Annotated in this window: 1 protein-coding gene and 1 pseudogene; both read right to left on the reverse strand. The window is 64.7% G+C overall.

What is annotated here, in order from left to right:
• A pseudogene (locus HX846_RS34310) lies at positions 1-288 on the reverse strand (metal ABC transporter substrate-binding protein); the annotation flags it as partial.
• Positions 288-532 (reverse strand): metal ABC transporter permease (locus tag HX846_RS34315; protein ID WP_178967158.1); only part of this gene is annotated, 245 nt, incomplete at its 5' end. The pseudogene HX846_RS34310 and the gene HX846_RS34315, both read right to left, overlap by 1 nt.

The raw sequence follows: 532 nt of genomic DNA on the forward strand, positions 1-532 counted from the left end.
CTGCGCGCCGCGCCCGGTGAAATAGGCGACTTGCCGCGAGCCGGGCAGGTTGGCCGGTGCCGCGCGCTCAAGCTGTACGTCAGTGCCTTTGAGCAACACCTGCGCCAAGCCATAGGTGATCGGCAAGGCGGCGAGGACTTTTACCGGTTTTGTCGCCTTGGCCTGGTTCAAGGCAGCATGGCCAACGCCTTGGTTGGCGGTGATCTGTAGTGGCTTGACGCCGTCGGCGGCGAATGCCGGTGTGGCAATGGCCAGGGCCAGAAGCAGTGGTCGAAACATCGGGCGCATTATCCAAGATTCCCTTTCAGGCTGGGGACCGTGCCGCGGGCGATGGCGGCGAGGGCGAAGGCGATACCGGCTACCAGGATGATCGCGGCACCGGACGGAATCGGCAGGTCGAAGATGATCGGCAGCAGGATCCCGCACAGGGTGCTGACGGTGGCGATCACCACCGAGATCCAGAAGAAGCCCTTGAGCGACTGGCTCAACAGGCGTGCGGCGGCCGCCGGAATCACCAGCAACGCACCCACCA

Origin of the sequence: Pseudomonas sp. K5002, from assembly GCF_013386655.1 — a bacterium.
Classification (GTDB): domain Bacteria; phylum Pseudomonadota; class Gammaproteobacteria; order Pseudomonadales; family Pseudomonadaceae; genus Aquipseudomonas.